This window comes from Xanthocytophaga flava, from assembly GCF_030068545.1.
Taxonomy (GTDB): domain Bacteria; phylum Bacteroidota; class Bacteroidia; order Cytophagales; family 172606-1; genus Xanthocytophaga; species Xanthocytophaga flava.
This window is the reverse complement of the sequence record NZ_JASJOR010000017.1, coordinates 52,287-74,597: the sequence shown is the minus strand read 5'-3', so window position 1 is coordinate 74,597 and position 22,311 is coordinate 52,287. Positions and strand designations below refer to the sequence as shown.

Genomic DNA, 22,311 nt, shown 5'->3' with positions numbered 1-22,311 from the left:
ATTTAAATCAGAACCAATTGGGATCAGACTTATAGGTTAACCTAACTCAGTAAATGTACTTCAATTTAGAATTAGTATAGAATTACAGAATTTTCAGACACTATATAAATCAGATAGAAAATGCAGCTCTCAAAACTTACTATTCGGGCAAGGCTCATTATTGCATTCAGCCTGCTTGTAGCCCTTTCAGGTATTATCTTTTACATTGGAAATAATAGTTCAAATTCGTTAAATAACCAGCTTAATGCGATTGTTGAGGTTAATGCTAAACGAATGCTGCTAGCCAGTAAGGTGACGGAGGACATTCAGTTTATCGGGAAACGGGAAAAAGAAGCCTGTTTATCTATTACTCAGGAAAGAGGAAAACAGTTATTAGAAGAGGTAGAGACCCGTAAAAAGGAGATGGATTCTCGCCTGGAAGAGATTAAAGAACTAGCTGATGACGAAGGGCAACAGATAATAGAAGAGTTAATTGCAAAAAAAGAAGCCTATATAAAAACAATGAATCAGGTGCTCTATCTGGGCATTACAACCAATACTGATTCAAGCAATGCCGTGGCCTATAAACTGTCAAGTACTGTTTCTGATGAACAGTTTCAAGCTGTGAGAGACTTAGGTTATAAGCTGGTAAAGAAAAACCAGAAGGAACTGGCTAAAATAGCGGCAGACACGGATGTATTGTATGATTCAGGAAAGAACAATATGATTATCATGCTTGTCATTAGTGTATGCATTGCGGCTATCGTTTCCTACTGGATCATTACCTCCATCTCCAAGTCTCTGGCTCAGGCAAGAGCGGCGATCAGTGCAGTAGCCAATGGGGATCTGACCATCACTATTGACAATACAAGTCAGGATGAGGTAGGTGAATTATTGAACCATCTAAAATCAATGATTACCAAATTAAAAGAAGTTATCTCATCAGTAACTAATGCTGCTGACAATATTGCTGCAGCTAGTCAGCAAATGAGCGCCTCGTCACAGCAAATGTCTGAAGGGGCTTCCGAGCAGGCTGCTTCTTCAGAAGAAGTATCCTCCTCTATGGAACAAATGGCTGCTAATATTCAGCAAAATACCGATAATGCTCAGCAGACTGAAAAAATAGCTCTCAAAGCCTCTGAAGATATACGCGATGGAAGTCAAACAGTGAACCAAACGGTGCAGTCAATGAAGCAGATTGCAGATAAGATCTCTATCATCGGCGAGATTGCCCGCCAAACGAATCTACTTGCACTTAATGCTGCTGTAGAGGCAGCGAGGGCAGGGGAATATGGAAAAGGATTTGCGGTTGTAGCAGCAGAAGTACGCAAACTGGCCGAACGCAGTCAGCTGGCAGCTACTGAGATTGATGCCTTATCAAAGTCAAGTGTAGAGATTGCGGATCAGTCGGGAAGGGTGCTCGAACGGATTGTGCCTGACATTCAAAAAACATCACGTCTGGTGCAGGAAATTTCGGCCTCCAGCTTAGAGCAAAACGCAGGTGCAGAGCAGGTCAACACAGCTATTCAGCAGTTAAGTCAGATCATCCAGTCGAATGCGGCTAATGCAGAAGAAATAGCTTCCAGCGCCGAAGAGTTATTTGCACAGGCGGATCAGCTTCGGGATACAGTTGCTTTTTTCCGTATTGAACATATGCTGGATCGTAACACTGGGTCACAATCCCGGCAAAAATCAAAAACTTCATCTTACTCGGCTCAAAATGATTATGGACATACCAGTTCTGGTTGGGGAATGAAGAAAAAGCAGGTAGGGAAGCCCAAAACAAATGGAGTAACTCTGGAAATGCAGGGAGAGGTTTCGGATGCTGATTATGAACGCTATTAAAAAATAAATACTGTAAAGTATTCATTTATTACAGTTCTATGAGGTAGTTAAAGTATATATTATTCTTGGATCTTTAGTTAACAAAGGCATTAAGAAGAAATAGAATATCTGCTATCATTAGAATAATACCGTTACAGGATTACCCAACGTAAGGAGGAAATTCTACTTGAATCGGGTTCTACTGTTGCTGTCATTTGGTAAATCGAGCTTACTCTTTGTTATGAAAAAAGTAAGCTCGATTTATTTATGCCTAAATAAAGTAAGTAAGTATAACAAGCACATGCTTTAACTATTTAATAGATTTTAAGGAAGGCCATAAGTTCTCTACTGGCTGAGACAAAGACTATAACTCAAACAGGTTCGGACGAATGCTCTTTTTATAGGAATTAACCTGGGTTACTTAGTGTGAAAGCCAAGCTTACAGTTTAAACAGATACCCACGTTTTCGTCTGGTAACAATATATTCAGCTCCTATTTTTTGTCGTAGAGACAGAATGTGTACATCAATACTTCTGTTGTCAGTAGTAGTTTTATCACTTGACAGATAGGTGGCAATTTCCTGGCGGGAGAATACCTGATTAGGATGAGTTGCCAAAAACCACAAAATAGAGACCTCCATCTGGGTCAAGTCTATAATTTGAGTAGATCTTTTTACAGTAAAGGCATCCTTGCTGATAAGGATTTCTCCAATTTGTAGTTCTTCCAGTGAAGTTAGCCTTGTTTTTCGTTTGAGTAAAGCTTCTGTTCGTTTCAGCGTTGCTTGCTTAGGTAAAGGCTTTATCCAGAAAGCATCTGCTCCTTTATCAAATGCTTCCGCTTCTTTCTCTCTACAGGCTTGTTCAACAATCATGGCAAGAAAAATAGAAGCTGTTGCTGGGTTTGTGCTAAGGGTGGTTAGTAATTCCAATGAGTTATCAGATGCATTTCCTACTATAATCAGGTCGGGTTGCCATTTGTGGACTTTTTTTTCCAATGCTGATTGATTGCTTACACTTTTGATAGTATACAGATGTGCAGGAAGTATAGAGTGAAAAAACTCGGTTACAGATGATTCTGGATCAATAAGGAGTATCTTATAGTTCATTCGACTCAAGCAATCTTCACGTAAATAGCATTTTGAAGCAGAGTGGCAAATATAGGAATGTTATCTTAATTTTATCTAACTATTATTTTATCGTTAAAAAAATGCTAACAAAGGTCTTATCCTGAGTTTTTACAAAGCATCAGAACTCAGCGGATCGCTGATCTTCTATTACCTGTGCATAGGGAGAGATTTTGTGAATTGTAGCCTATAAACTCACTTTTCTGGTTAGCCGAATGCATAAGTCAGACTGAAACCATGAATAGGTATCGCGGTTCTCCAGAAAAAACAGACAATTATTTATTACCTGTTTTTTTGATTAGTTCAGGCAATTGGCTCAATACATACACCATCTGTTCCAATTTATCTGGTTTCTGTAAATAAGCATTTCCTCCTGCCTTCATAAAAGTATCTTCCATCCATTTATTACCTGAAGTAGAAAAAGCTACAACAGGCAAATACTTGTATTCTATCATAGTACGGAGTGACTTTAGTGTTTCTATTCCATCTTTGACAGGCATGTTTATATCAATCAATACCAGAGAGACAGGAAATGGTTGTTCCGTTTTGTTTGAAAGATAGTCAATCAAAAGCTGCCCATTGTTGACAATGTGATAATGCCATTGGGGAAAGTGAGTGTCCAATAGTATCTGCAAAATATCCTGATCATCAGGATCATCTTCTGCTACCAGAATAAAAAAAGGATTTTCAGATGACATAAAAAATAAATTCCAGTGTTGGTGGTGAAGAAAGAATGTTCTTTCTTATATAAAAAAAATGAAAAAATATCTCATAACCTTATGAGATGATATAACAAGGCTAGTAATCGCAATTTGCATGAATTCTACATCTGTCAAAAAAATTATGAAATAAAATTTTTGACAGATGTAGAATAAACTTATCTTTAGACTGCTCCTAAAATATTTAATTTCATGCAATCTGGTACAGTAAAATTTTTTAACGAAGCCAAAGGATTCGGTTTCATTAAGTCTAACACATCTGGTGAAGAAGTGTTTGTTCATGTCACTGGTTTGATTGATCAAATCAAAGAAAATGACAAAGTTACCTTTGAGGTAACACAAGGCAAAAAAGGTCTGAATGCGGTTAATGTCAAGTTAGCCTGAGATAAACAGCCAAAGATTCTTTTAAGCCAAGCCTCATTACAGAGGCTTTTTTAATTTTTAATAATTTGACTCAATAAGTTAGTACTTACAGGTTACTGCTTTTATGAGAGATATAATAGATGGAAGTTTCTACTTAACTATAGCATTCTGCGGAGTGGCAAGATAATAGTAATCAATGTGCCTTCTCCGGGAGTAGATTCTATTTCCAATTTACCATCCAGCAGTTGGACTCTATCCTGAATTGTTTTTAGTCCAATCCCTTTGGCAGACATACTCATTTTCATGCCTGTACCATTGTCCTGTCCTTCTACATAGATATACTGATCATCACGGGTAATTTCTATACGGGCACGAGTGGCTCCAGAATGTTTCACAATGTTATTGACTAACTCTTGAGAAATCCGATAAATAGCGGTTTCCAGATGGGCTGGTAACCTTTCGGGCAGCGAATGACAGGAAAGTTTTATACCACTTTTCGAAAAACGTCTGCAAAAGTCTCCAATAGCCTTTTCCAATCCAAATTCTTTAAGTAGAATAGGAACCAGTTCATGCGAAGCTCTGCGGGTTTCTGTAATAGCATCAGCAAGCATGGCTTCTGTAGCCTGAAGGGACTTTTGAATCATCGGTTTATCGTCAGACTGGAGATACAGTTCAAGTTGATTCAGATTGAGCTTGGTAGCATATAGAATCTGGCCTACACCATTGTGAATGGATTCAGAGATTCGTCTACGTTCTTCTTCCTGAGCTTCCAGAATGGCTAAAAGAAGCTGGTTTTGCTGTTCTATTCGTATTTTGATGTTTTCGTCTTCCAACTGTTTTAATTCACTGATGTCTATATCTACTCCCAACATCTTTATAGGCTGTTCGTCTGTATTTAGCAGTAAGACTGCTTTAATTTTTAACGTAATAGGTTTGTTGTTAACCACAATCCGCAATGTCTCTTCCAGCGACTTTGGTTGACGACGCAGATTATGAATGAGCCTTTCAGCTACGAAACGATCTTCTTCCCAGACAAAGTTCATATAGGTTTCGGGGCATACCGCACTACCAACGGGTAACCCAAACAAACGATACATACCCTCTGACCAGATAAGCTTTTCATTGGCAGCATCATATTCCCAGCTACCCATACGAGCTACCTCTTCGGCCTGATGTAAAATCTGATATTGTTTAACCTTCTCTAATTCTGCTAGTTTACGGCTGGTAATATCCAAATTTGTAGCAACGAGTCCATCATCCAGCTTTACAAACTGGCAGGAATACCATTTGTTAAAGCCTTCCTGTGGATAATAATATTCCATCCTTTCTGCATATCCGGTTTCCATTACCCGCAACATCAGATCAAAGAGGCCTACCTGTTTTACACCCGGATATTGTTCAGTAAATCTACTGCCTGCTAAATCAGTCCTTCCCGTTTCATTTATAATTTTTTGATTGACCAGAATGATCTGAAAGTCTTCGATTGTCCCATTTTCATTGCGTATGGCCTTCATCATGGACATTCCCATCAGATTTGTATCGAATACGGATTGCAACAGATTTTTACTTTCTCTTAGTTCTTTTGTACGTTTCTCTACCTCCTGTTCCAATTGACTAGTAAATCCTTTTAGCTGCTCTTCAGCCTGCCTGCGAATGGTAATATCACTGGCAGTTCCTAACCACTCACTGATTTGGCCTTTTTCATCCAGCATAGGAATGGCTCTGGAGAAAGTCCAGCCTACTTTGCCATTAGACAGAATTACTCTGTGTTCCAGCTCTAACATGCTTTTACTATCAATGGCTTGTGCAATAACTGAATGTATGTAAGGTTGATCATCTGGATGAATATACGTCTCCACCCAGTTGGTAGTAGAGACATCTGTATTGGAGAGAATATTTTTACCAGTTAGAAAGTACATTTGTTTCCAGTCTGCACTCATTTTGTAGACTATATCTGAACTGGCAGTTACAAACAGTCGAAATTGTTCTTCACTTTTTCGCAAGGCAGCTTCGGCTCGTTTCTGACTGGTGATATCGGTGAAAATAACTGCCACATGGTTTTCTTGTGGATCCCCAATTCGAAAGGCATAGAGGTTAAACCAGCGGCCAAGTGCAACAGAACTTTCCTCAAAGCGCAGAGGTTCACCTGTCTGGGCAACGCGTCCATAAATGTGAAACCATTTATGTTCAATGTCTGGTGTTAATTCCAGAATTGTTTTGCCAGCCGCATTGTGTAAACCATTATTTTTTTCGAAGGCCGGGTTAACCTCCAGAAACCTCCAGTCAAACGGAACTTGGTTTGTATCAAACAATACCTCAATAATGCAAAACCCTTCATCAATGGAATTGAAGAGTGAAAGATATTTGTCAGTGGCTTTTTGAGCGAGGGTATCTTTTAACTGTAGCATTTCCTGTTCCGCCTTTTTCTGGACAGTAATATCCCTTGTGGTCATCACTATACCATCACCTTGTCGAACAAGTGCCTGATAAAACCAACTGCTAAACTGCTCATACGGATAGTATATTTCCTGTTCAAAAGGGTGACCAGTTTCCATTACCTGCACCATCCGATCAAAAATTCCTGTAGTTATAACCCCAGGATTTTGTGTAAGCAGGCTTTTTCCTATCACGTCACCATTCTGGGCTTTCGCTTTGTTATTATTCAATACCCATCGGAAGTCCACAATTTTACCTCCCAGATCTCTTACAGCTTCCAATACCTGTATGACATCCAGTGAACTATCTATAATGGATTGAAAAAACTCCAGACTGAATGACTTTTTCTGTCCACTTTTATCAGTTTCACTACCAATATTTGTGTTTTCGTAATCAACCATAGCCGCTACATTTGCCAACCCGAATTTGTGTTGCTCAATTTGACTTTGTAATTCCTGCTGCTTTTTTTGTAATTGTGCAATAAGTTGTGTGGCTTCCTCTAAAGACGTTGGCATTGCGGCCTTTTCTTCAGACTGCATATAACCTTCCATAGGTAATGAGTTTATACTGGTGACGGGCTTAAGACGAAAGAGACAGATGAACCATACTCATAACTACACATTCCAGTAAGTAGGAGTAATTGACTTACATCTGTTTTGTATCTTGTATCAGGACCGACCAGATCCTGTAACATGTGTATATAATCTGATTTTGCAGATCTCTAATGTACAAAAATAATGCTGAAATACAGTCAAGTACATTCTGTTTATAAAGATATAGAGTTTGATTTTGTGTGGTATTCAAATTGAATTTGCGGTTTGAAGCCTTCTTATTTGGTTAACGATGTATTTCTGTGGCAAATACTCATTTTGCAAAACAAGTATTTACCACATCTGGAATCTAACTCGTTTGTACTCATGTCAGGCATTATTTTATATGTATACTAGTGGTATAGAATGATTTATTCCACCCGTAACATGAAAGCAGAAGACATTAAATTCAATGATATTACCAGAATTCTATTTGGGACAGATGCACCCGTTAGTTTTTTACTGGAATTGGTTATTCGCTTTTTATTTTTATTTATTCTTCTCATCATTACCTTGCGGTTATCAGGGAAATCACAAACGGGTAGTCAAAATCGTATCAAGCAGGCCTCAATCGTATCACTGGCTGCTGCCATAGGAATTCCGATGATGAGTCCCACAAGAGGCTTACTTCCGGCTATTATTATTGCGATTGTGATTGTAGGCATTCAGCGCCTCCTTTCTCTGTGGGCTTTTTCCAATCAAAAGGTTGCCAATCTGGTTAATGGGAAATACAATACTCTGGTTGCTGATGGAGTGTTTCAACTCCACGACATGCATCAGATAGGGCTTTCCAAAGAGCGACTGACTGCTGCAATCCGTCAAAAAGGTATCTTACATCTGGGAATGATAGAACGTATGTATATGGAAGCCAATGGCAGTTTTACCATTATTGAATCTCAAAATCCGCGTCCGGGTCTGTCACTTATACCTGTATGGGACAAAGGATTTAGAAATCAGCAACAAAAGTCTGAAGAAATGCATGTGTGTTCCAATTGTGGAAATACACAGTCTGCAAAAGATTCTACATGTAGTGTTTGTAAAAAAGATAAATGGGAGCCTGGAGTCATCGTATAACACCCTTATGATCTGCTTTTACTATGATCATTACCATTTTGCAATGGTTGCATGATACTTGTAGATTTATGAATTAGTTAATTGGATTGACCTCAAACAAGTGCTTGCTCAAGGGAGCAAAATGGATTTCAACCATCTGACCTTTCCTAAATGATTGCCAATCTTCTTCAGAAACTGCAAATGTATGGTTGAGAATGGTTAATGTATAGGAATCGTTATGACCAGCTTCACTTTTCTCTTCAACCTGACCTTGTACTACTATCTTTTGTCCGTTTTTGATATCCTGCCTTAGCAAGTTGTTCGGAAAGAACTGTGTATACACTATATAGGCAAGACTAAACAGTACCAACCCTACCAGCAACAATAATGCAGTAAAATGTACATGAAAGGCTAACCAGAAGAAAAAACCATAAAAACCTACGAGTAACAGAATCTTTGCAGGAGCAATATGTGCCATCTCTTGTAGTAGCTGAATTTCTTCCTCTGTCATGGGTTGCCGATACGATGCGGCGGCGGGTTTATTCATAGAAAGTAAATTTTAAGAGCAAGATACACGGAATCTCAGAAAAAGTATGGCTATACCTGGCAAAGCCCTTTCAGTAGTTTACAAAAGTGTATAAAATGAAGGTCTAGACAGATAATCCAGAACAGTTAGGCAGCCTCCGAAGAAGTTGCTTTTTCAGTTGATGGGGAAGGAGAGTACCAGACAGATTTAGGCTTTGAAGATTTTGTAGTTCACTGATAGATTCTGGTAGTGATTTGAGAGGATTGGTACTTACATCTAATTTCTCCAGATTTGTGAGATTGCCAATGGATTCAGGCAAAGATGTAAGCTGATTTTTCTGCAAACGTAATTCCTTCAGGTTGCTAAGTCTACCTACCGATTTTGGTAATTCATAGATTAGGTTATCTGATAAATCCAACTTATTCAGATTTGTTAATTTACCTATTGATTCAGGTAGATAGATAAGCTTATTGGAACGTGCCTGAAACGATTCCAACTGCTTCAACTGACCAATCGTTTCTGGAAGAGAAGTCAGCTCATTGTCAATAACTGTTAGTCTTTTCAGTTTTGTAAGTTTACCTATGGATTCAGGGAGAGAGGTAAGCTGATTACTTGATAAAGATAATTCCTCTAGTTGCTCTAACTGTCCAATCCATTCTGGTAACAACGTCAGACGATTGTTTGTTAGTACTAACCAGATTAACTCTGTCAATTGACTCATTGATTCTGGTAAAGAGCTCAATTCTACTATAGAGGCTTCCAAATTCCTAAGATTCTTCAAAATGCCAATGGACTCAGGTAGGGATACAGGCTTTTTGTAGGTGAGAGTCAACCCTTGCATTGATAACACCCTAGCTATCTTTTCTGCCAGAGTCTCTGTTGTTGTTTTATAGTCCTTTGCATGCTCTTGTAACCATTGATCCACGTGATGAATAGGAGAGATGAACGTTTCCAGACTGAACTGAAGTGACTGAGCTAATTCCAGGCCTAATGCTACCGTTTCCGATTGTCCGGAATAGAGCAAACGATACAAATTTTCCTCTTCTTTAACAGATAACATGTTTTCTTGGGCTGTGGTAGTTACGGGAGCAAATTTACCTAATTCTGGGTATGTTGTAGCAGACCATTTATGTAAGAGATTAAGGTGACAGTGCTATCTTTATCTGACTATAAGGAAAGGTGTTAAAAATAGTTAAGAATTCCAGAAGGTATGATATACAGATTAACTTAGGGCAGTAGTTATAAATATGCTTTCATGAAACTGGTATATTGGTTCTTTCTGCTTTTTCCACTAATGGCCTCTGCACAAATAGGAGTTTTTAATCTGGATAGTTTGGTTGAAAAACATCCTTTTCGCTGGGAGATCGAGAGGCGCGCACTTTTGAAATCCCAATCATTTACAGATTCTGCAGAAGTGTGGAAAGGAAAGTTTATGGATTTAATGGAATGGTTAGATAATAGTATTTGTGCTTGTTGTGGTAGTGAGGAAGCAACTAAGGCCATGTCAGAAAAGGCAAATAACCTGTATGATCATATGTTGCATTACCAGGATAGCGTTTTGTATGCTATACCAGCTTTTCGCAAACGAAATATTGACCAACTTCGTGTTGCTATTGGGTTGGATTGTTATTCCTTTGCTAACTATCTGAATTTATCTTTTCTGTTTCATCAGAAAGGTGTATTGTATTCTAGTCCTGAAGTGAAAGACTATACAGCAGAACTGGTAAGCTTTCTTCATGACAAGTATCAGTACACCCTCGTAAAAGGTCGGCTTCAGCGTAAGGGTAGTCCATAAATAAATAGTGTTACACAGTTTGTAGATATAATTGTCGTTTTACTACTACATTCAATAGGTATTTTAATGTATATTGGCCTGATCTGCAAATGCTTAGGAGCTTATTGAAAAGTATTGTCATCAAATAACAATTCAGCTTACAATAAGGAAAGTAGATTGTCTACTTTGATAAATAAACAATCTACTTTCTTCTAGAAGTATGGTATTGCAATAAAATATGGATTTTGAACTTATCAACCTTACAGCTTTATGATCAGAAATTACTTTATTGTTGGTTGGCGCAATATTCTTAAACGCCCTTTCTTTGCCTTGCTCAATATCATCAGTATCTGTACTGGTATACTGTTCTCTCTGTTAATAGGCATCTATATCCTGGGTGAACTGCAGGTAAACAGACAGTTACGGCAGGCTAAGAACCAATATTTTCTTACTAGCGAATGGAGAGACCCCAACATGGGAATCCCGCTTACTACACTGGGACCACTTGCGAAGCGGTTGAAAGAAGAATATCCTACACTGGTTGCCAACTACTTTCGGGGAGATTATATCACTTCAATTGTTTCCAAAGGAGACAAACACTTTTGTGAATCCATGGACATCGGAGACAGTACTTTACTTACCATGTACGGATTTAAATTGTTGCATGGGGATGCAACTACAGCTCTGAAGGAACCGTTTTCTGTTGTTATAAAGAAAGAGATTGCCTTCAAATATTTTGGCCGAACTGATGTAGTAGGAGAAACGATTCAGATTCAAAACTTTTCAAATACAAATCATGACTTTCGGATTACCGGAGTACTCGACGATATTCCTGAAAATTCCATTACAGATTTAAATAATGATAACCATCATCAACTTTTTATTCCTGCCAGTAGCTCTTCGTTTTTCCCTCGTGCAGATAGAGAAGACTGGACTATTTCTTCATTTCCTTCATACATTGAGTTACAAGATGGAGTTACAGCAAAAGAGTTAGAGTTGCCTCTGAAAAGACTTATAGCCCAGAATGCACCCGATGGTATTAAGGAAAACCTAACTGTAAAGCCTATTGCTCTGATTGAGTATTACCTGACAAAAGATAATAGTCTGGTAACGCGAATGTTATATGCATTGTCCTTTGTAGGAGTGTTTATTTTGCTCATGGCTATTGTGAATTTTATCAATATCTCTATTAGTAGTTCTTCCACAAGAATCAAAGAGATCGGGATTCGGAAAGTATTAGGCGGTTTGCGGAACCAGATTATCATTCAATTTCTTGCGGAGTCTGTCATTCTTGTTTCTGTAGCTACTGTATTTGCTTTGCTTTTGTATCCATTAGCACAACCCGTATTTGGGAATTTGATTGGAAAGCAAATTCCCGGACTTACTGCATTTCCTCTGTTTTTCATTGCTTTTCCTTCTATTCTTATTCTTCTGGTTGGAGTGGCTGCTGGTTTCTATCCGGCTCTGAGACTCTCAGCCCTTAAAACATCCGATTCCATAAAAGGGAAATTCCAGACAGTTAAGGAGAATACCGGTTTACGTAAAGTGCTGGCAGGTTTTCAGTTTTGTCTGGCTGGCATTGTAATGATTGCGGCCTTCATAGTTACTGAGCAGATATCTTATTTTTTTGGTCAAAGTCTAGGCTATACAAAGGATTATATTGTATCCTCTCAGGTACCTAGAGACTGGTCTCCACTGGGTGTACAAAAGATGGAAACTGTTCGCAATGAGTTTGCAGCGATGCCTGAAGTAATCAATGTAACCTTGTCTTACGAAATTCCGGATGGGATGAATGGCGGGCAAGGATTAATTTACCGGGCTGAGCAGGATTCTACACAGGCCATTGCGGCACAGTTCATGAATTCAGATGAGCATTTTTTAGCTACCTATGGTATACCCGTAAAAGCAGGTTCTTTTTTAACAGCAGCAACAGCCACTGATCTTACCAAAGTTGTTATAAATGAGGCTGCAGCCAAAGCAATGGGGTGGGCCAATGCTCGTGATGCCATTGGTCAGCAGGTTAAGTTTTCGGGTTTTGCTCCAATTTGTACTGTAACAGGTGTTACCGGTGATTACCACTTTAACTCCATGCAACATAAAATACCGCCTATGGTATTCAGCCATGTAAAAGTAGCCAATACATACCGCTATTTGTCGTTCAAACTAAAACCGGGTAATACCATTTCTGCTATCAGTGCTATTGAAAAGAAATGGGCTACACTGTTACCCGGAAGTTCCTTTGAATATCGGTTTATGGATGATACATTAAAAAGGGTATATAAAACTGAAATACAATTGCAAAAGGCATCTTATGCCTCTGTGGTATTATCATTAGTTATTGTTTTTCTGGGAGTGATTGGAATTGTTTCTTTAAGTATACAAAAGAGAACAAAAGAAATAGGGATACGTAAGGTACTGGGTGCTTCAACAAGTAGCATCATGATGCTTTTCATCAAAGATTTTCTGGGTGTACTGATAATCTCCTGGATTATTGCATGTCCGGTTGCCTGGGTAATTATGAATAACTGGCTAAGTAACTATGTGTATAAAATAACTTTGACAGCTCTTCCTTTTATGGTTGTGGTAGTAATATTAACGCTACTTACAGTTTTGTTGATCATCCTTCAGACAAACAAAGCCGCCCATGCTGATCCGGTGAAAAGTTTGAAGGTTGAATAATAGCTTATAGTACAAATAACAAGAAGAGGTTACCAGACTAGTAAATGATAACCTCTTCTTACAATTTCAAGTATGATGTTTACTTAAATCTGGTAGTGTAAGCATCTTTTTTGATACTACGATTTGCTTATTCTGAACCCAATGGCCAGAAAACCCACATTTTGCTATAAGTTTGTTATCCAATCAGCTTCATTTCTAAATAAGGATTTAACACGTTAATGGCTAGTTCGCTGGCTAAGGCTGTAGCCGAACTAAAAATAACGGTAACAGAACGAATGTTTTCCAACCTGCCTCTCTTCTAAAACAGATAAGTATTACCTTCTTCAGTAAAATTTACATCTGTATAGGTAGCTCTTCGTCCGTTGATATAAACTGGTTGACTATTCTTGTCAAGATAGGATAGAGAGTAGCTTTGTCATTTTGTAGAGAGTAGTGAGTCGTTCATAGAACATGACTTTCTTTCCATATAGGAGGTATGTCTAGTAAATAAGTCTGTTAATACTTGTAAAAAACTGATACTATTTTTTACTATTCAAAGAAAAGGACTTACATTGCGTTTGAGAGACGCAATGTAAGTCCTACCTTATCACTACCTGTTATGAAACACCTATATTTAAAATTACCCATCCTTGTTGCACTACCTTTGGCTATCGGGGCATTTACAGGAAAAGAACCTGAAAAGCAATGGACTGAGAAAGCACTGGATGATAGCATACGTATTGTCACAAATAAAAAAGGTCCAACTTTGGGTTATTCCCTTGTTTCCGGTGTGAAAGTGCTGACAGTAAATAGCCAGGCCTTTAAAGACCTGAATAAGAATGGCAAACTGGATAAATACGAAGATTGGCGCTTACCTACCGATGAACGGGCCAGGGATCTGGCAGCACGACTGACAATAGAGCAGATTGCGGGTTTAATGTTATACAGTCGTCATCAGGCTATTCCTACTGCACCAGGAGGACCATTTGCCGGCAAGTACAATGGAAAGGCTTTTGCAGAAAGTGGAGCGAAACCATATGATCTTTCTGATCAGCAGATTGAGTTTCTAACCAAAGATAACCTGCGACATGTACTCATTATCTCCGTACAAAGTCCGGAAATAGCGGCTCGCTGGAATAATAAAGCCCAGGCACTGGTTGAGAAAAATGGTGTGGGCATTCCGATAAATACCAGTTCTGATCCACGTCATGGTACACGGGCAGATGCCGAATTCAATGCTGGAGCGGGTGGTGCTATTTCGATGTGGCCAGGGTCGCTGGGGTTGGCAGCCACATTTAATCCTGAACTGGTTCATAATTTCGGTCAAATTGCTGCGATGGAATATCGGGCATTGGGTATTGCCACAGCTCTTTCACCTCAGGTAGATCTGGCAACAGACCCTCGCTGGAATCGGGTAAGTGGTACGTTTGGAGAAGATCCTTTGCTTGCTACAGATATTGGACGAGCATACATTGATGGCTTTCAAACTTCGACAGGAGCCAATGAGATCAAAGATGGTTGGGGATATACCAGTGTCAATGCCATGGTAAAGCACTGGCCGGGAGGTGGTAGTGGAGAAGGTGGACGTGATGCACATTACGGTTTTGGGAAATATGCTGTTTATCCAGGTAATAACTTTCAGACACACTTTCTACCCTTTACAGAAGGAGCCTTTAAATTACAAGGCAAAACAGGTATGGCTTCAGCCGTAATGCCTTACTATACTATTTCGTATAATCAGGACAAAGCCTATAACGAAAATGTAGGTAACAGCTATAACAAATACATTATTGGTGATCTGCTACGTGGAAAATACAAGTATGACGGTGTTGTATGTACGGATTGGCTGGTTACGGCTGATGAAACTGCTGTGGATGTATTCCTCACAGGTAAATCCTGGGGCGCTGAAAAACTGACAGTAGGCCAACGTCACTACAAGGCACTGATGGCAGGAGTGGATCAGTATGGCGGAAATAATGAAGTAGCTCCTGTGCTGGAAGCCTATCAAATGGGTGCTAAAGAACATGGAGAAGCTTTTATGCGGAAGCGGTTTGAGCAATCAGCTGTTCGGTTGCTACGCAATATCTTTCGGGTGGGTTTGTTCGAAAATCCTTACCTCGATCATCAGATTTCTAAACAGACAGTGGGTAAGCCTGATTTTATGAAAGCAGGCTTTCATGCTCAGTTGCAGTCAGTAGTAATGCTTAAGAACAAAGCCCAGCTACTGCCCATTGCCAAAAATAAAACAGTTTATATCCCTAAACGTTTTACTCCAGCCGGACGTAATTTCCTGGGTATACCATATCCGGAAAATCTTGACTATCCTGTAAACCTGGATATTGTACGGAAATATTTTAAAGTGACTGACAATCCCGAGGAAGCTGATGTAGCGTTGGTGTTTATTGCAAGTCCTAATTCCGGATTAGGATATAATAGTGATGCTGCAAAAGCGGGTGAAACCGGATATGTGCCTATCAGTTTACTGTATGGAGACTATACAGCACAGAGTTCACGAAATCCAAGTATTGCAGGTGGTGATCCGCTTGAGAAGTTTACCAATCGTTCATATACTGGCAAAAGCACCCAAACCATCAATAAGACTGATCTGGCTATGGTGAAGGATACCTATACAAAAATGAAAGGTAAGCCAGTCATTGTATCCATAAATATGTCTAACCCAGCGGTGATGAGTGAATTTGAAAAGCAGTCAAATGCCATATTGGTACATTTTGGCGTCCAGGATCAGGCTTTGCTGGATTTAATTACAGGTATTAGTGAGCCATCTGCATTGTTGCCATTACAAATGCCAGCTGATATGCAGACAGTAGAGGCTCAGGCTGAGGATGTTCCTCGTGATATGAAATGTTATACAGATTCTGAAGGCCACACCTATGATTTTGCCTATGGTATGAACTGGAAAGGTATTATTAAGGATGCCCGCACTACCAAATATCAAAAATCTGTTCTGACACTGAAATAAGATTTTTACTTTTACTATCTACATTTGCAGGCTCCTGTCTATTTCTAGGCTGGAGCCTGTTATTTTATACTATAGTATTGCCGTCAGACACTAATCTATCTCTACTTGCTTGTCAAATCTTACTAACTTGCACAAACTTTTCTATTAGGCAAGGGATGATCAAAGCAACTTTGGAGGATAAAATATACGTAGCAGATATACTCACTGCTGCTTTTGAAAACAATCAAAGCGTTAATTCTATAATTCAACAAGGGCAGCGTGAATATCGGATCAAACGACTGATGGAATATTCCTTTGATGTTTGTAGTGCATTTGGTGCAGTGTATTTGTCAGATGACAGACAAGCTTGTGCTCTGGTTGTTTTTCCAGACCAAAAACAAACTACTTTGCGTTCTCTACTTTGGGATTTAAAGTTAGTCTTTACTTGTACGGGTTTCAGAAAGATCAACTATATACTGGGTCGTGAGGCCAGGATCAAAGCACTACATCCTACTGAACCTTTTTATCATCTGTGGTATATTGGTGTGAATCCACAAAGACAAAATGAAGGCATTGGACGAAAACTTCTAGAGGAGATTATACATAAAGCACAATCTGAGAATCGCTCTGTATATCTGGAAACAAGCATGTTGAAAAATATACCCTGGTATCAGAAATCTGGTTTTGAGTTATTTGCAGAGCAGGATTTTGGGTATACGTTATATTTCTTTCGAACAAAGGCTCCCGAATCAGAGAAAGTCGTTCTTTAAGCTAAGTTGTCTTAGTTATATACTTGTTATATATCAGCCGATTCCACTCTTTTCCCCTGAAAAAACAAAACTTTTTTGTTCTCTTTTGATTCAAGATGGTATTAATGATATAGTAATTTAAATACAGTATTTGTTTATGATGAAAGGTGTTTGTATAATTTTAGTATACTTCTTATTGGAGGGGATAGTAGTTGCTCAAAATATGTACTCTGCTGTTCATATACATCGTAAAGAGGATATAAAACATGGAAAAGCAAAGAAGATAGAAGTATCTGATACCTACTATGGCAAAGATGGACCAGATAAAGGCGAATATACACAATACCTCAACCAAAACAATTTAGTAATTCTGGAAGAGAGTATAAAAAATAATAAGCTTTTTTTTAGAAGTAAACTTCAAATCGATAGCATAACAGGGTTGGTAGCCTCAAGAACTGTTGAAATTTGGCACCCTGTTAAAGGTTATAGTCTGGAGAAAACGATATATCATTATGACAAGCTTGGCTTTTTTAGAGGAACTACCTTCTATAATGCCTCAGGAAAGAGAGAAAGTGAAGTGGTCATTAATGTAAATGAAAAAGGCTTTCCTATCGAACTGGCTAACTATGATGACAAAGGGAATCTGTTAGGTGGTTATGAGACAGCAGACTATTTATATGATCAAAATAGGTATATTAGAACACTTTTAACTCATGATGGTAGGGAAGTTGCTAAAGATACAACTGTTATTGATTTTGAAGAAGAATACAAATTCCATAATCCTGGCAGGGAATACAATCAGCAGGGTAATATCATTCGTTCACACGTTACAGATAATAAATACACTTTGTATGAGTACAAGTATGACTCGAAGCAGAATTGGACAGAACAGAAACAATATGAGTTGATAATACAAAAAAATGGTAAGGAAAAAAGAAAGCTACAATACCTGCGAACCAGAAAAATAGAATATTGGGATGAATAAAATACCCTCTCATCTGAATCAGAATTCTGTGACTGAAAAAATATAGCTAAGTAAATCCGGTGTCAGTAAAGTATAGAGAAAGCTACTGATTATCAAGATGTTTGTCTGTTTGAGAGCAAGCTTCTATGCTTTTTTGTTCCCCTCCAAATAAGTTGTCGAGTGTTTCTACACATTGCTTCCTTTCCCCTTCTGAGGTTATAAATAACATATTTCCAGAACTCCTTTCCATAATCTCCTTTACTCCCGGATCTTCTGAATAGGAAAACAGAGCGTTAGTTCTACTATATCTGATTGTATCATACAGGTGTTTAATGGTCTCAAAGTCTTGATTGGTAAGACTGTCAAGAAAGATATTCAGACGGCTGGTTTGAGTCATTTTGCTGTAATTGTAGTTGGTTGGATTTCAATTTTGATTTGTCATCCTGCAAATATATATCATAAATAGACTTTTTCTGTTTGAACGGTATTAGTTGCTACTATTTTCTTTCACAGAAGAAAAGACTTTTGATTACTTTTAAGTAGCCTATACTTACTAATACTCTATATAACCAGTTACTACTATTACTCCTCTTTATGCATCCATACATGTGGAACTCTTTGAAATTATTTTTAAAACGGTATACTACAGTAACTTTCATTTTTTTAGGTATTAGTCAGTTGCTGATTATACAGGTTGCCAAGGGACAACAACCAGATCTTACACCCTATCACAATACACCTGATAAGATAAACTATTTACGAAACGAAATCAGTCAGCTGGGCCGCAGTGGCAAGTTTTCAGAAGTGATTCGATATGCACGGGTTGGTATTTCTCTTTCCCAAAAGGCGAAAATAGATTCAGCTAGGGCTGAGTTTACTTATTTTATGGCTTCTGCCTATTCTGCTCAGTCACTGACCGATAGCAGTCTCCATTATTTCCACAAAGCGGCTCAGGTAGCGCCCACAGGTTCTACCATACAACTCAGAACCTGGATACAACTCATCTATACCTATAACCTGATGGGAAAACAAGATTCTGCGTATTCAGTGCTCTCTGTAGCCAAAAAGGTTGCTAGTCGGGTTAAGTCGACCAAAATACAGGGTGATCTGGAGGTGTTGGAAGCAAATTTGTTAAATGATGGAGGGAAGTTTACTCAATCGTTACAAGCCTATATTCGTGCCTATCAATATTATCAGCAAGATAAAGACACTAGTGAAATGGCCTCTGCTCTGGAAGGAGTATCCCTGGTTCAGAACTCACTGGCTAACTATCCTAAGTCACTGGCTTATATTCAGGAGGCACGTACACTATTTTTTAAAATGCAGAACCTGGATAGAGTTGCCAACTGTGAACTTACCATGGCTGATTTATTTATCACACTCAATCAAACCGATTCCGCAAAACAGTACTACCAGAATGTGATTGACTATGGGAAAACGATAGAGGATAATTACATTGCTGGAAAGGCTTATCATGGTCTGGCAACTATTGCTGAAAAACAGGGGAAAACAGATCAGGCAGAATCCTATCTGAAACAGTCTCTTGCTATCATTGAAAAAACAGACATCAAACCTACCATTGCCCGAACGCAGCAGGCTTTGGGAGAATTGTATGTCAAAAATAAACAATATGAGCTGGCTAAAAAATACCTTGAATCTGCTTTGGCAAATCAACAGGAAAGTGAACGTTCTGTGGATATAATTAATACATACTTGCTGCTTGCCAAAACACATGCAGCACTGAAAAATTATACACAAGCCTATTACTTCCAGAACTTATATAGTACAGAACGGGATACTTTGCAAAAAAAGGAGAGTGCAAAAGCATTGGCTGAAGTAGAATCTCAGTATCAGGTAGATCGAAAACAACAGGAGATTGCCTTACTTAATGAAAAAAACCGTTCTCAGTCATTGGAGCTAGCTGTGCAACGACGCAATGTCTTTCTGTTGATTGCAGGTTTATTGTTGAGCGGTGTGGCCGCAACGGTAGGTTACCGACGCTATCGGCTTCGCAAACGATTGGAGATGGAACGTATCCGTAACCGTATTGCCGCTGACTTTCATGATGAACTGGGTGCCAATCTGAGTAGTATTGCCTTGTATTCTGATCTGCTTTTGAAAAATCAAACAGCCGAAAAGGAACGCACACTCCCGTTGCTGGAAAACATCAGTCAACAGGCACATGGTAGTATCTCGTCTATAAATGATCTGATCTGGACTATCAAGCCGGACAATGACATACTCGAACGTACCATTGTCCGAATGAAAGAATTTGCCAATCCGCTTCTGGAATCGCGAAATATCCGTTTTGTGTTTGTTGCCGATGATTCTCTGTCGCAAGCACAACTGGATATGAACATTCGTAAGTTTTTATACCTGATTTTTAAAGAAGCGATAAATAATGTAGTCAAATATGCCAAAGCTACTGCGGTAACTGTACAACTAAGGGAGAACAAGGGAATGATCAGTATAGAAATAGCAGATGACGGAATTGGCTTTGATCCAGGTAATGTCAAAAGAGGCAATGGACTAAACAATATGCAGGCTAGAGCTAGTGAACTAGGCGGCAAACTTGTGATTGACTCCCAGTCAGGACAGGGGACTCGAATTCGCCTTAGTTTTAAAGCATCTTCTTAAGAGATCTAGGTGTAATACACATGTTTATGTGTCGCATTTAACCATTACATAGGGTTTCTTTGTCTTTATACTCATCCTAAGTTTAGCAGATGAGGCCTGATCTCAAAAAGACACTATTTTCCTGGATTCATGTATGAAGAATTCACCGTTGCGGGTTGCCATTGTAGATGATAACCATTCCTATCGTGAAGGATTGGTTTTTATGTTGCAGCTCTCAGAAGATTTTGAATGTGTGGGTGAGTATTATTCAGGACATGAGTTTCTACGGGAGTTACCACGAACACAGCCACAAGTAGTGTTGATGGATATCGAAATGCCACAAATGGATGGTATTACCTGTACACAAAAAATCAAGGCCTTAGCAGCATTTGCCCATGTACAAGTGATTGTACTCAGTGTACTGGAAGATAATCACAAAATTCTGGAGGCTATTGTCGCTGGTGCCTCAGGCTATTTGATGAAAGGGGAAAAACCCGAAAATATCCTTAATGCTATTGAACAGGTACATAAGGGCGGGTCTTTTATGAGTGCTGAGATTGCCCGCAAGATATTGTTTATGGTGCGAATGTCTAACCAGTTTCCTACTGAAAAGATAGAGCTTAACGAACGGGAAACTCAGGTATTGAATGGCTTGGTAGAAGGTCTTAGTTATAAAATGATTGGTGATAAGTATGGGATAGCGATTGATACAGTGCGGGGCTATATTAAACGCATCTATGAAAAGCTACAGGTTCACTCCCGCTCAGAAGCCGTAGCCAAAGCTTTAAAAAACAAACTGGTGTAAAACAGCCTTATTCTTTGTTATCTGACAGAACCCGCTCTACAAAGGTGGGTTTTATTTTTTTGTGCTGGTATACTCTCTTAATCACCTACTCAAATGCACATGTTTATGTCTTGATCTCATGTAGGTGTGTCTTTACCTTTGTCATAATCTCAGCAAATAGCTACTCGGTACTTTACTTATATTCTGAGAAAGTAAATGAAAAGTTTTGTATTTGTTCAGGCATGAGGAATACGTAAATCAATCTCTTTTACAAACCTCAACTCAATTTTTTATGAAAACCTATCAAAATCACACCAACCCATTTCTTTTTGTTTTACTGGTACTAATCGCTCTGTTGAGTTCCTGCCAGAAAGAAGCTGCTATTGTTCCACAGGATGGCTCTGCAGACAAAAGTGCAAGAGCAGGCATTATTATTCCGCCTATTCAGGTTGGCTATATTTCCAGTATTTCGCTGGGGTCAGGGAAAACAATCAACTTCTATTACCGTAGTGGCAGTAAAGTACCTAATATGGCTGTTATCACTGATGCACTCAAAGCACCATCACGTGGAATCACAACTACCCGCTGGGGATTTGCTTATGATAGTAATCTGCATCTAACCACAGTAACAGGTGATGATGGTACAGTGATCAATGTGTCAACCAATTCAGACGGAAAAATTACCGGAGCCAGTTGTAGTCTGAATGGCTTTTTTCAGTTTAGTCAGTCATTTTTCTATGATGCTTCCAATCGGATTGATCACTTTCAGTACAATATTGCAGGTGCCAATAACCAATACGCCTTTACCTACTTGTCAAACGGAAATCTGAATACAGTAACCCGAACAGGATCTCCCGTATATGGTAATTTTACTATTCAGGCAACAGGATATGATTCACAATTGAGTCCATGGATTACAGCTAAATCGAATATTGCTTTCTGGTGGATGGAAACTGTTGCGTATGATCTGGCTCGCACTCCTGGTCAATGGTTGTCTTATAGCAATAATGTAACTACATATACTTTTACAGATCTCACAGGGCTTGCTTCCAATGTAAGTGTAAGCTATAGTTATGACAGTGGCTGGGGGTATGCAGCGCAACTGCTAGCGACTAATACCAATTCTGCTTACTATCCAGGCCCTTATGCCTTTACTTACTTTTATCAATAACTCTTTCATAGGTGGTTTTCAGG

Annotated in this window: 17 protein-coding genes; 11 read left to right on the top strand and 6 right to left on the bottom strand. The window is 38.9% G+C overall.

Annotation, left to right across the window (positions count from 1 at the left end):
• Positions 1 to 120: 120 nt before the first annotated feature.
• Positions 121 to 1,824 (top strand): methyl-accepting chemotaxis protein, encoded by a 1,704-nt coding sequence (locus tag QNI15_RS23065; protein WP_314033766.1) that lies wholly within the window; start codon positions 121 to 123, stop codon positions 1,822 to 1,824.
• Positions 1,825 to 2,242: 418 nt separating this feature from the next.
• Here the strand turns inward: QNI15_RS23065 and QNI15_RS23060 are convergent, their stop codons facing one another.
• Together QNI15_RS23060 and QNI15_RS23055 are read right to left on the bottom strand one after the other, a co-directional pair.
• Positions 2,243 to 2,908, bottom strand: coding sequence for a response regulator transcription factor (locus QNI15_RS23060; RefSeq protein WP_314033764.1), 666 nt, complete (start codon positions 2,906 to 2,908; stop codon positions 2,243 to 2,245).
• Between the two features lie 293 nt (positions 2,909 to 3,201).
• A complete protein-coding gene (locus tag QNI15_RS23055) occupies positions 3,202 to 3,624 on the bottom strand; it encodes a response regulator (RefSeq protein ID WP_314033763.1) in 423 nt (140 codons plus the stop codon).
• Between the two features lie 213 nt (positions 3,625 to 3,837).
• On the opposite strand from QNI15_RS23055, the gene QNI15_RS23050 reads away from it, so the two are divergent.
• A complete protein-coding gene (locus tag QNI15_RS23050; protein WP_313981814.1) occupies positions 3,838 to 4,029 on the top strand; it encodes a cold-shock protein in 192 nt (63 codons plus the stop codon).
• A 137-nt stretch (positions 4,030 to 4,166) separates the two neighbouring features.
• On the opposite strand, the gene QNI15_RS23045 is transcribed toward QNI15_RS23050, so the two are convergent.
• On the bottom strand, positions 4,167 to 6,995 hold the full coding sequence (locus tag QNI15_RS23045; RefSeq protein WP_314033761.1) for a sensor histidine kinase: 2,829 nt from the start codon (positions 6,993 to 6,995) through the stop codon (positions 4,167 to 4,169).
• A 405-nt stretch (positions 6,996 to 7,400) separates the two neighbouring features.
• On the opposite strand from QNI15_RS23045, the gene QNI15_RS23040 reads away from it, so the two are divergent.
• On the top strand, positions 7,401 to 8,108 hold the full coding sequence (locus QNI15_RS23040) for a YetF domain-containing protein (protein WP_314033760.1): 708 nt from the start codon (positions 7,401 to 7,403) through the stop codon (positions 8,106 to 8,108).
• 73 nt (positions 8,109 to 8,181) lie between these two features.
• Here the strand turns inward: QNI15_RS23040 and QNI15_RS23035 are convergent, their stop codons facing one another.
• The gene (locus QNI15_RS23035) at positions 8,182 to 8,634 is read right to left on the bottom strand and encodes a hypothetical protein (RefSeq protein WP_314033759.1); all 453 of its coding nucleotides are present in this window, start codon (positions 8,632 to 8,634) and stop codon (positions 8,182 to 8,184) included.
• Between the two features lie 103 nt (positions 8,635 to 8,737).
• On the bottom strand, positions 8,738 to 9,673 hold the full coding sequence (locus QNI15_RS23030; RefSeq protein ID WP_314033757.1) for a leucine-rich repeat domain-containing protein: 936 nt from the start codon (positions 9,671 to 9,673) through the stop codon (positions 8,738 to 8,740).
• A 195-nt stretch (positions 9,674 to 9,868) separates the two neighbouring features.
• Here QNI15_RS23030 and QNI15_RS23025 point away from each other — a divergent pair, with 195 nt between their 5' ends.
• The 5 genes from QNI15_RS23025 (at position 9,869) to QNI15_RS23005 (ending at position 17,738) form a co-directional block, all read left to right on the top strand.
• Entirely contained in the window at positions 9,869 to 10,408 is a 540-nt protein-coding gene (locus QNI15_RS23025; protein WP_314033755.1) for a hypothetical protein, read from the top strand.
• Between the two features lie 249 nt (positions 10,409 to 10,657).
• The gene (locus QNI15_RS23020) at positions 10,658 to 13,066 is read left to right on the top strand and encodes an ABC transporter permease (RefSeq protein WP_314033753.1); all 2,409 of its coding nucleotides are present in this window, start codon (positions 10,658 to 10,660) and stop codon (positions 13,064 to 13,066) included.
• Between the two features lie 598 nt (positions 13,067 to 13,664).
• Positions 13,665 to 16,025: a glycoside hydrolase family 3 protein gene (locus QNI15_RS23015; protein ID WP_314033751.1), complete on the top strand. Its 2,361-nt coding sequence runs from the start codon at positions 13,665 to 13,667 to the stop codon at positions 16,023 to 16,025.
• A 170-nt stretch (positions 16,026 to 16,195) separates the two neighbouring features.
• Positions 16,196 to 16,774 carry a GNAT family N-acetyltransferase gene (locus tag QNI15_RS23010; RefSeq protein WP_314033749.1) on the top strand — a complete coding sequence of 193 codons (579 nt, stop codon included), beginning with the start codon at positions 16,196 to 16,198 and terminating at the stop codon, positions 16,772 to 16,774.
• A gap of 202 nt (positions 16,775 to 16,976) precedes the next feature.
• Entirely contained in the window at positions 16,977 to 17,738 is a 762-nt protein-coding gene (locus QNI15_RS23005) for a hypothetical protein (protein WP_313994999.1), read from the top strand.
• Positions 17,739 to 17,820: 82 nt separating this feature from the next.
• Here the strand turns inward: QNI15_RS23005 and QNI15_RS23000 are convergent, their stop codons facing one another.
• Positions 17,821 to 18,114, bottom strand: a complete 294-nt coding sequence (locus QNI15_RS23000) for a hypothetical protein (protein ID WP_313994996.1) — start codon at positions 18,112 to 18,114, stop codon at positions 17,821 to 17,823.
• 221 nt (positions 18,115 to 18,335) lie between these two features.
• On the opposite strand from QNI15_RS23000, the gene QNI15_RS22995 reads away from it, so the two are divergent.
• The 3 genes from QNI15_RS22995 to QNI15_RS22985 all read left to right on the top strand — a co-directional run bounded on the left by QNI15_RS22995 (position 18,336) and on the right by QNI15_RS22985 (position 22,288).
• Positions 18,336 to 20,354, top strand: coding sequence for a tetratricopeptide repeat-containing sensor histidine kinase (locus tag QNI15_RS22995; protein WP_314033747.1), 2,019 nt, complete (start codon positions 18,336 to 18,338; stop codon positions 20,352 to 20,354).
• A 133-nt stretch (positions 20,355 to 20,487) separates the two neighbouring features.
• On the top strand, positions 20,488 to 21,138 hold the full coding sequence (locus tag QNI15_RS22990; RefSeq protein ID WP_314033746.1) for a response regulator transcription factor: 651 nt from the start codon (positions 20,488 to 20,490) through the stop codon (positions 21,136 to 21,138).
• A gap of 271 nt (positions 21,139 to 21,409) precedes the next feature.
• On the top strand, positions 21,410 to 22,288 hold the full coding sequence (locus tag QNI15_RS22985; protein ID WP_314033744.1) for a hypothetical protein: 879 nt from the start codon (positions 21,410 to 21,412) through the stop codon (positions 22,286 to 22,288).
• Positions 22,289 to 22,311: the final 23 nt, after the last annotated feature.

Coding starts and splice junctions, on each gene's coding strand:
- QNI15_RS23065 (WP_314033766.1), top strand. CDS start 121: ATGCAGCTCTCAAAACTTACTATTCGGGCAAGGCTCATTATTGCATTC.
- QNI15_RS23060 (WP_314033764.1), bottom strand. CDS start 2,908: ATGAACTATAAGATACTCCTTATTGATCCAGAATCATCTGTAACCGAG.
- QNI15_RS23055 (WP_314033763.1), bottom strand. CDS start 3,624: ATGTCATCTGAAAATCCTTTTTTTATTCTGGTAGCAGAAGATGATCCT.
- QNI15_RS23050 (WP_313981814.1), top strand. CDS start 3,838: ATGCAATCTGGTACAGTAAAATTTTTTAACGAAGCCAAAGGATTCGGT.
- QNI15_RS23045 (WP_314033761.1), bottom strand. CDS start 6,995: ATGGAAGGTTATATGCAGTCTGAAGAAAAGGCCGCAATGCCAACGTCT.
- QNI15_RS23040 (WP_314033760.1), top strand. CDS start 7,401: ATGATTTATTCCACCCGTAACATGAAAGCAGAAGACATTAAATTCAAT.
- QNI15_RS23035 (WP_314033759.1), bottom strand. CDS start 8,634: ATGAATAAACCCGCCGCCGCATCGTATCGGCAACCCATGACAGAGGAA.
- QNI15_RS23030 (WP_314033757.1), bottom strand. CDS start 9,673: ATGTTATCTGTTAAAGAAGAGGAAAATTTGTATCGTTTGCTCTATTCC.
- QNI15_RS23025 (WP_314033755.1), top strand. CDS start 9,869: ATGAAACTGGTATATTGGTTCTTTCTGCTTTTTCCACTAATGGCCTCT.
- QNI15_RS23020 (WP_314033753.1), top strand. CDS start 10,658: ATGATCAGAAATTACTTTATTGTTGGTTGGCGCAATATTCTTAAACGC.
- QNI15_RS23015 (WP_314033751.1), top strand. CDS start 13,665: ATGAAACACCTATATTTAAAATTACCCATCCTTGTTGCACTACCTTTG.
- QNI15_RS23005 (WP_313994999.1), top strand. CDS start 16,977: ATGTACTCTGCTGTTCATATACATCGTAAAGAGGATATAAAACATGGA.
- QNI15_RS23000 (WP_313994996.1), bottom strand. CDS start 18,114: ATGACTCAAACCAGCCGTCTGAATATCTTTCTTGACAGTCTTACCAAT.
- QNI15_RS22990 (WP_314033746.1), top strand. CDS start 20,488: ATGAAGAATTCACCGTTGCGGGTTGCCATTGTAGATGATAACCATTCC.
- QNI15_RS22985 (WP_314033744.1), top strand. CDS start 21,410: ATGAAAACCTATCAAAATCACACCAACCCATTTCTTTTTGTTTTACTG.